The following is an 8,821-nucleotide window of genomic DNA, read 5'->3' as shown; positions in this document are numbered from 1 at the left end:
CCCCCCATGCCCTCGACGGCTGCAGCCCCCCCCGCCGAATCCGGTGCCGAAAGGCGCGAGCGCGCACCGGCCTCCGCTGCACCAGCCGTCCAGGAATCAGCGCCGGCAGCCCCTGCCATGCAAAAAAACCTCGGCGCGGCTGTGTCCAGCACCATCTGGGAAGCCGCCCGCACGGGCCATGCCCAGCAGGTCGAAGCACTCGTGCAACAGGGCACACCGGTGGATGCCCGCGACCCCGGAGGGAAAACCGCGCTGATGCTGGCTGCCATGAACGGCCACACTGCCACCGTGCAGAGGCTGCTAGCGCTGCGCGCCAACCCGGCGCTGGTGAACCGCGAAGGTCTGAATGCGGCGCAGCTCGCGGCCCAGCAGGGACACACGCGCCTCGCAGAGCTATTGGAAGCAGCGCGCTGAGAGCGGCGTAGACGGGCTCAGCCCGAAGGGTTCTTCCGATGGATCAGCAGCGCACCGGGATCAGAACCGCACGGCCTCAAATGCCGGGTGCAGCGCGTCGATCCAGTGGTCCAGCTCGTCCTGCGTCACATGCAGGTGGTCCATACAGGCCTCGCCATGCAATAGCCACTCGCGCGTGGGCGCCAGGCCATCGTGCTGGTTGACCAGAAACTCGGCCAGCAGGCCCAGGGCCACCAGGTGGCGCACGGTGAGGTCAAACCGCTCGTCATCGAGGCAAGCAAAGTCGTGGTGCAGCCAGATGGCCTGGGCCACGTCACCCGGCAGGTGCCAGGTGCGCGCCACGATGGCGCCCATCACCGCATGGTCGGTGCGGTGGCTGGCGTTTTCGGTCTGGGTGAAGGTGCGGTCCTTGCGGGCCAGCGCCTCGGTCACGGTGCTGGCGTAGCCACGCACGGCTTTGACGAGCACCGGCATGCCCACATGGCAGAACAGGCCAAAGCTGTAGCCCAGGCCGGGGTCAAAGCTGTACAGCTGGTGACCAATGTGTTCGCAGGCGATGGCGCGGCGTTGCGAGCTTTCCCAGAAATGGTCAAGCAGCGGCGAGCGCACCTGCAGCGCGTTGCGCGTGATGAAAGCCGACATCAGCTCCACCGCAGGGCGCAGCCCCAGCACCGTGAGCGCCATGCCCACCGTCTGCACTGGCTGGGCCAGGCCATAGAGCGGGCTGTTGGCCAGCCGCATCACGGCGGCAGCCAGGGCTACATCGGAGGCCGCCAGTTGCTCCAGCGCCGTGGCGTCCAGTTCGGGCTCGGCCAGGATCTGCTGCAGGCGCAGTAGCGACTCGGGGCACGGCGGGATCACGATGGCGCGCACCGCAGGGTGCACGCGGGCCTGCCGGATGTCTTGGTCGATGGGATGGGATGCAGTCACAAAGGCTCAGTTCCTGGGCCGCCCATCGCTACCCACAGGTACGCACGGCGACGGCCCACACAGTTGCAATTCGTTGCATTGTGGGGCCAAAAATGCGTGCGGCGGGCGCCACCCCACGGGGGCACGCGGTTTTTTGTGGCAGCCTCTTGCCAAGTCTGAGCCAGGCGACCCTGGGTTGCGCCGTCAGATGTCGGCACCATCCAAACCTTGCAGCGCCTGCCGCGTGCTCAGGCTGCTGCGCCCGGGCATGACCTCGCCCAGGTAGTCCAGAAACCGGCGCACTGCGGGCGACAACCCCCGGCGCGACGGGAACACCGCGTGCACGATGGAGGGCGCGGGCGCCCAGTCGGGCAGCACGCGCACCAGCTTGCGCTCGCGCATTTCGTCCTGGCACATGTAATCGGGCATCCAGCAAACGCCGGTGCCCGCCACGGCCGCGTACTTGAGGGTGAGCAGGTCGTCGGCCACATAACGCGGGGTGTGGTGCACCACCTGGTGCACGCCGCCCGGGCCGATCAGGTTCCAGGTCGATCGGCCATCGGGCGCCGACATGGCAATGCTGTCGAGCTGGGCCAGGTCTTCCAGCGTCTTGGGCGTGCCCTGGCGGATCAGCAGCTCGGGGCTGGCCACCAGGATCTGCGTGGTGTGGTCCAGTCGCTTGACGACCATGCTGCCGCTGTCGTCCACCGAGGGGCGCACGCGCAACGCCACGTCAATGCCCTCTTCCACCAGGTTCACCACGCGGTTGCTCACCAGCATGTCGACGCGCACCTCAGGGCAGGTGGCCAGGAACCGGGGCATCAGTTCGGCCAGCACGGTCTGCGCCAGCGTCACCGGGCAGCTCACGCGAATGGTGCCGCGTGGCACTGTCTGCACCTGGGCCACCGTGTCGGCCGCCGCCTGGGCCGATTCGCGCATGGCCTGGCAGTGGCGCAAATACGCCTCGCCCACCTCGGTCAGCGAGAGCTTGCGGGTGGTGCGCTGCAGCAGGCGCACGCCAAGGTGGGTCTCCAGGTCAGACACGCGCCGCGACAGGCGGGACTTGGGGATACCCAGCGCACGGCCCGCTGCGGCAAAGCCGCCGCGCTCCACCACTTCGGCGAAGTAAAGCATGTCGTTGAGGTCTTGCATAAAGTACATCGTCCTACTGATAGAACAATCTATCGCAAGTTCACCACCTTATCAACATTTTGATGAATCTTCACAATTCATCCCATGGCCACACGCTGTGGCTCCGATCCACAGAACCCCAGGAGCTCCTCATGCAACTGCTTCACATCGACTCTGCCATCACCGGCGAACAATCTGTGTCCCGCCAACTGACCGCCCGCACCGTGGCAGCCTGGCAAGCCACCCACCCCGGCACTGCGGTGCAGTACCTGGACCTGGCCCAGCAGGCGCCGTCGCACCTGTCGGCCCAGTCGCTGGGTTTTCGCACCGGCCAGGCGGCGGCCACCGAGACAGAACGTGCTGAAAACGCGCTGTCCGAAGCGCTGGTGAGCCAGTTCCTGGCATCCGACGTGATCGTGATTGGCGCGCCGCTGTACAACTTCTCCATCCCCAGCCAGCTCAAGGCCTGGATCGACCGCGTGGCCCAGGTCGGTCGCACCTTCAAGTACACCGACAAGGGCCCCGTGGGCCTGGCCGGTGGCAAGACGGTAATCGTGGCCTCCACCCGGGGCGGCGTGTATTCGACCAGCGAAGGCGGCCAGGCGATGGAGCACCAGGAGAGCTATCTGAAGGTGGTGTTCGGCTTCTTCGGCATCACCGACGTGCGGTTTGTTCGCGCTGAAGGTGTGGCCATGGGCCCAGACGCCAAGGCTGCCGCCCTGGCCTCGGCCGATGCAGAAATCTCCAGCCACACCAGCGTGGCCACCAACTAGCGTGGTGTTGCAGGCGGCATAAATCGCAGACAGTCCGGGCAACCGCAGCCCGGCGCCCGCCCAACACCCGGCCACGTGCCGGGTGTTGCGCTTTAGGGGTGCGATTCAAAGCAAAAATTGGCCCTTCCGCGCTTCCATCATGCTTTATTAGCTATCATTTTTGACAACCCGCGCCAACGGGTCATGTGCCGCCGGCTGCAGCCATTGCCGCGCCAGCTCCTGCGGCGCCAGGGCGGGCGCAAACAGCCAGCCCTGAAACCGCTGGCAGCCCATCCTGACCAAAAGCTGCCATTGCGCCTCGGTCTCCACCCCCTCTGCCACCACCTCCAGGCCGAGCGCGCGGGCCAGTGCGTTGACGGTGGCGCAGATCTCGCGGTCGTTCGGGTCCACCACGATGTCGCGCACAAACTCCTTGTCGATCTTCAGCTCGCTCACCGGCAAGCGTTTGAGCTTGATCAGCGACGAATGGCCTGTGCCGAAGTCATCGATGGACAGCACAAACCCGGCGTTTTTCAGGTCCAGCGCCATGGCATAAAGCGATTCGTCCAGCAGCTGCGATTCAGTGATCTCCAGCACCAGGCTGGCCGGCGCCACCCCGGCGCGCTGCACTATGCCCAAAAGGGCTTGCGTGAAACCCGGCTCCCGCAGCTGGATGGTGGAGACATTGACCGACACCACCGGCACCTGCCAGCCCTCGGCCCGCCACTGCGCCACCTGGCTGCAGGCCGTCTCGAACACCCACAGCCCCATGGGCACGATGAGTCCACTCTCTTCGGCCAGGGGAATGAACTCATCAGGCGGCACCAGTTTGCCGTCTACCGACCACCGCAGCAGCGCCTCGGCACCCACCGTCTGGCGCAGGTGGTTGAGCTGCGGCTGGTACACCAGCGAGAACTCGCCGCCCTGCAGTGCGTTGTGCAGGCGGCGGCGCAACTCCAGTCGGCCACGCGTGATCTGGGTGAACTCCTCGATATAGAAACGGTAGGAGCCCCGCCCCGCGCTTTTGGTGGCGTGCAGGGCCGAATGTGCGTGCTGCACCAGCTCCAGGCTGTTGCTGGCATCGTCGGGGAACAGACTGATGCCGATGCTTGCGCCCATGTACTGGACGCCCACTTCCGACACCTCCCAGGGCCGTGCCAGCCCCTCCAGCAGCGTGGTCGCCAGCTGCGCCAGCACCGTGCGCGATGCAGGGCGCTGCAGCATCACCGTGAACTGGTCATTGGCCAGGCGCGACACCAGCCACTGGCCTTCGAGCAGCTGGTGAATGCGCTGCGCCACCTCGCACAGCAGCGCATCACCCACGCGGTGGCCGTAGGTTTCGTTGACGCTCTTGAAGTGGTCCAGGTCGATCAGCAGCAACGCCACGCGGCGGTCGGGCATCTGGGCAGCGCGTGCGGCCTCGGCCACCGCCCGTTCCAGTGCATCCTCGAAATACCGCCGGTTGGGCAGGCCTGTGAGGGCATCGAAATGCGCCAGATGGTAGAGCCGTTCTTCATTGCGCAGCACCTCCGCCTCCGCCGTGCGCAGGCGGTTGAGCAGCCCCACCACAATCGCCTGGCGCAGCGCCGCCAGCAGCAGCACCAGCAGGCAGCACACCAGGATGAGCACCTGCACCCCGGCCCGCCCATCCGAAGTGATGATGAACAGCCGCACCAGCGTGATGGCTGCCAGCACCATCGCCACCAGGGGCAGATAGTTCATGACCTGATCGCAGCGGCGTCGGTAGTCCGGGTCGTCCGACACCTCGAACCTCAGCCCGCGCGCGCCCCAGCCCAGGGCCAACGCGGCCAGACTGAAGCTGGCATTGAGCAGCATGCCTGGCTGCAGTGTGCCGCCCAGCAGCATCAGGTTCCATTGCATCCAGCTCAGGCCATAGCCCAGCATGCCTGCCACCACCAGCAGATGTGCCCGTGTGACGCGCACCCCCGTTGTGGGCATGGCCAGTGCCGTCACACCCGCTGCGGTCAGATACACCACCGGGTACAGCAGCAGCACCGTGGTCACTGCCAGCGGCTGGTCCTGCCCCGAGGGCAGGTAGATCACCAAGGTAAAAGCCAGTAGCGCCAGCACCGCGCCGCCAAAGTCAAGCGCTGCGGGATAGGCGCGGTCTTTGGACAGGCGTGCAAACGTGGCGCGGATCACCGTGGCCGCCCACAGCGGCCCCACGCTCAAGAAGAACAGGTCGGCAGGCGCCGGGAACGGGTTCCAGTCCAGCGCCACCTGCAGGTTCCACACCAGCTGCCCCGCAGCGATCAGCACCGTGCCCGCAAACAGCCCCGTGTGCAGCAAGCGATGCGCCTGCGGCACCTGCGCCCGCCCCCGCCAGGCCCAGAAGGCCGACAGGCCAAAGGCCAGTGTCCAGGAGGCATTGTCAAAAAACAGCTGGACCGACACGTCCTGCACCCACAGCGACGCCGCAAACAGCAGCAAAGCTGCGCCTAGCCAGACCGCTGTGAGGGCTCGTTCGGCAAGGGGCATGGGTATGGATGTGCGAGGTGCTACCGAAGGTTACTCTTCCATTGTGTATGCATGCGCTGCTGCGCGGTTTTCCCACTGGAGCGCGGGGATACTGGGGACTTGCAATAGCTACATGCGATAGCTACATGCGATAGCTACATGCAACAGCGACGTGCAATCGCTATACGCGATTGCTACCATTACGATAGCAATCAGCGCTTTATGGACAGGCGGAAAGGCCTGATTTCATTCAGATTTTCGCGTGCAACACACGGTATCCAAACGGCCCATCCTGTGGCAGGTTGAGCCTGGGGCGCACAGGCAAGGCCTTGGCAAGAAGCCCCCGGCAACCGCAGCGCACCCCCTTGCAGGGTGCGCCAGCTGTCAGGCTCAGAACCCTGGCAGCACCGAACCCTTGAACTCGGTCTGGATGAACTTTTTCACTTCTTCCGATTGGTAAGCCTTCACCAGCTTGGCCACCCAGGGCTTGTCCTTGTCGGCTTCGCGCACGGCGATCAGGTTGACGTAGGGGCTCTTGGCGTTTTCTTGCGCAATGGCGTCCTTGCCGGGGTTCAGGCCGGCAGACAGCGCAAAGTTGGTGTTGATGGCCGAGGCGTCCAGGTCATCCAGCGAACGGGGCAACTGGGCCGCGTCGAGCTCAACGAACTTGAGCTTCTTGGGGTTGCTCACCACGTCCAGCGGCGTGGCCTTGAGGCCCGCGCCATCACGCAGCTTGATCAGTCCCTTGTCCTGCAACACCAGCAGCACACGGCCGCCGTTGGTGGGGTCGTTGGGGATGCCGAACTTGGCGCCTTCCTTCAGGTCTTCGAGCTTCTTGACCTTCTTGGAGTACAGGCCGATGGGGAAATTGACGGTGTAGCCCACCGCCGCAAACTTGTAGCCCCGGTCGGCAATCTGGGCGTCCAGGTAGGGCTTGTGCTGGTAGCTGTTGGCGTCCAGGTCGCCAGCGGCCAGCGCGGCGTTGGGCTGCACGTAGTCGCTGAACTCGACGATCTGGATCTTCAGGCCGTCCTTTTCGGCAATCTTCTTGACCTGCTCGAAAATCTGCGCGTGGGGGCCGCCGGTCACGCCGATTTTCAGGGGCTTGTCCTGCGCCAGCGAGGATGTAGAAAAACCAGCTGCCAGAGCGAGGGCCAAAGTGGTTTGCAGGAGCGAGCGCTTGTTCACGGAAACACCTTTCGTTAAGAGATGGCTCGCATCCTAGGGTTTCCCCGATAAAACTGGAACGACTAAGTTTTCATTTCGTTCCAACTCAAAAGCATAACAAGCTGCCCTCGCCTCTTTTTGCGTCTACCCGCGCAACGCCACGTTATTGAGTTTGTCCAAGCGCTCGGGCCAGGCGCCTTCCACCGTCGCGCCCTGCAGCAGAATGCGCGTCCAGGCCACCCAGGCGTCCCACTGCACGCGCTTGTCCCACGCATTGCCCCAGGCGCTGAACAGGTGCAGCGCGCTCTCGGCAGCGGCCTTGGCGTCGTCCTTGCGGCCAGCAGACAGGTAAAGCTGGGCCAGCACCATCTGCGGCTCGCCCACCCAGGGGTTGTGGCGCACGGCGCTCTCCAGCACGCCGGTGGCCACGTCCAGGTCCACCAGCGGCTGGTCTTGCTGGATGACCGACCAGTACAGCGACGTGGCCGCCGCCTCGTTGGCGGCCGACAGGTGCTGTGAGCAGTGTGCAAACACCGGCGGCATGGGCAGCACGTCCTTCAGCCCCGGGTGCTGCAGCGCCTTGGCCAGGCCATTGATCTGGTGCACCATGCGCCCCGACGGCCGCATGGGCCCGGGCCAGAGCGATGCGGCCCAATGCGCCTTCTGGCTGCGGTGCTGCACATCCGGAAAGCGCGAAAAGATGTCGTCCTGCCAGCTGAACCACTGCTCGATGGTGTCGGCCATGCTCACGATGATGAAGGCCGCCACTTCGTAGGGCGTGAGCACGTGGTCCTGCCCGTCTTTTTGCAGCACCAGGCTGCCATCGGCCTCCAGCGCATGGGCCAGTACCTTTTGCACAAACTGTGTGCGCGACTGCGTGCAGAACAGGTAGACCAGGTGCTCGGCCGACTCGCCCGCGATCTCGCGCACCCGGGCACGCTCCTTGGCGGGGTCGAACTTGACGAGGTCCACAAACGCATTGCCATACACGCTGTGCAGCAAGCCCAGCAGGCGCACGTCGCGCGGCTGCTGCCACACCGTCAGCGTGCGCGTCACGCCCACCAGGTGGTGGCGAAACGTGCCCGCCTTGTGCCAGTCCTGCCCCACGTTGCGCGCCAGCACCGTGGGCAACACGGGGGCAAGGTCCGGGTCGCGGGCCAGCCATTCATCGTCCAGCAACGGTTGCGCTCGGGCAAACAGATCGGTATCCAGGGGGTGAAGCGGCAAGGTCATGGTGGTGTCTCCGGTGTTCTCGTGCAATCAGGCCAATCCAGCCAGTCAGGAGGATCGAGTGAAAAGGCTGGATCGGCTGGTGGGTGAAGAAAAATGCAAAGTACACACAGTATCAGCATCGCCCAGGGGCTGCGCCAGTGGACACACCCTTCAAATTACGAACAAAAATCGCCATCTCCGCGCGACCACATTGCCCAAACAGCTATTAAATATATAGCAAACATCCTCAGCACAATCCGCATCGGCACCGCGTATCTCGCCCAGGCGCTCGGTAGTTTTCTGGCAATTTCCATTTTTATGGATTAAATTTCCACTAAACTGCCGCCATGGACATCCACCACCGCATCGCCCAGCGCCTGCGCGAACTACGCAGCGCCCGGGGCTACTCGCTCGACGCCCTGGCCGAACGCAGTGGCGTGAGCCGCTCCAACATCTCGCTCATCGAACGCGGCGAAAGCAGCCCCACGGCGGCGGTGCTCGACAAACTGGCCATTGGCCTGGGCGTGGCGTTGGCCTCGTTTTTTGACGACAGCGCGGATGGCGGTGACGGCAGCGAAGGTGCAGAGGGCATGAAAGCCCCTTCTCCCCACATCCGCGCCGCCGACCAGCCCCAATGGCAAGACCCCGCCTCAGGCTACGTGCGCCGCCGCCTCTCGCCCTCCGCGCCCTCGCCGCTGCAGCTGGTGGAGGTGGTCTTCCCCCCCGGCCAGCGGGTGGCCTTGGACTCGGCCGTGCCG

The 8,821-nt window shown here is 64.9% G+C and carries 9 protein-coding genes; 4 read left to right on the top strand and 5 right to left on the bottom strand.

The genetic code is table 11. The features are described from left to right. Positions 1–414 (top strand): ankyrin repeat domain-containing protein (locus tag DBR12_RS03880; RefSeq protein WP_233244289.1); only part of this gene is annotated, 414 nt, incomplete at its 5' end. Between the two features lie 60 nt (positions 415–474). On the opposite strand, the gene DBR12_RS03875 is transcribed toward DBR12_RS03880, so the two are convergent. After that, positions 475–1,344, bottom strand: coding sequence for an HDOD domain-containing protein (locus DBR12_RS03875; RefSeq protein ID WP_108616042.1), 870 nt, complete (start codon positions 1,342–1,344; stop codon positions 475–477). 183 nt (positions 1,345–1,527) lie between these two features. Then, entirely contained in the window at positions 1,528–2,475 is a 948-nt protein-coding gene (locus DBR12_RS03870) for a LysR family transcriptional regulator (RefSeq protein WP_108616044.1), read from the bottom strand. A 131-nt stretch (positions 2,476–2,606) separates the two neighbouring features. Here DBR12_RS03870 and DBR12_RS03865 point away from each other — a divergent pair, with 131 nt between their 5' ends. Next, positions 2,607–3,227, top strand: coding sequence for an FMN-dependent NADH-azoreductase (locus DBR12_RS03865; protein ID WP_108616041.1), 621 nt, complete (start codon positions 2,607–2,609; stop codon positions 3,225–3,227). A 147-nt stretch (positions 3,228–3,374) separates the two neighbouring features. Here the strand turns inward: DBR12_RS03865 and DBR12_RS03860 are convergent, their stop codons facing one another. The 3 genes from DBR12_RS03860 to DBR12_RS03850 all read right to left on the bottom strand — a co-directional run bounded on the left by DBR12_RS03860 (position 3,375) and on the right by DBR12_RS03850 (position 8,084). Beyond that, positions 3,375–5,705, bottom strand: a complete 2,331-nt coding sequence (locus DBR12_RS03860) for a bifunctional diguanylate cyclase/phosphodiesterase (protein WP_108616040.1) — start codon at positions 5,703–5,705, stop codon at positions 3,375–3,377. Between the two features lie 369 nt (positions 5,706–6,074). Beyond that, a complete protein-coding gene (locus DBR12_RS03855) occupies positions 6,075–6,872 on the bottom strand; it encodes a MetQ/NlpA family ABC transporter substrate-binding protein (protein ID WP_108616039.1) in 798 nt (265 codons plus the stop codon). A gap of 123 nt (positions 6,873–6,995) precedes the next feature. After that, complete coding sequence (locus DBR12_RS03850) at positions 6,996–8,084, bottom strand: DUF6817 domain-containing protein (RefSeq protein ID WP_108616043.1); 1,089 nt, start codon at positions 8,082–8,084, stop codon at positions 6,996–6,998. 93 nt (positions 8,085–8,177) lie between these two features. Here DBR12_RS03850 and DBR12_RS21935 point away from each other — a divergent pair, with 93 nt between their 5' ends. Both DBR12_RS21935 and DBR12_RS03845 read left to right on the top strand, forming a co-directional pair. Continuing rightward, on the top strand, positions 8,178–8,390 hold the full coding sequence (locus tag DBR12_RS21935; RefSeq protein ID WP_146185465.1) for a hypothetical protein: 213 nt from the start codon (positions 8,178–8,180) through the stop codon (positions 8,388–8,390). A gap of 20 nt (positions 8,391–8,410) precedes the next feature. Beyond that, the coding region (locus DBR12_RS03845) for a helix-turn-helix domain-containing protein (protein WP_146185464.1) at positions 8,411–8,821 on the top strand (411 nt) is incomplete at its 3' end.

Source organism: Acidovorax sp. HMWF029 (assembly GCF_003060895.1).
Lineage (GTDB): Bacteria > Pseudomonadota > Gammaproteobacteria > Burkholderiales > Burkholderiaceae_C > Acidovorax.
Note: the sequence above shows the minus strand (reverse complement) of the source record. Positions and strands in the feature narration are given on the sequence as shown.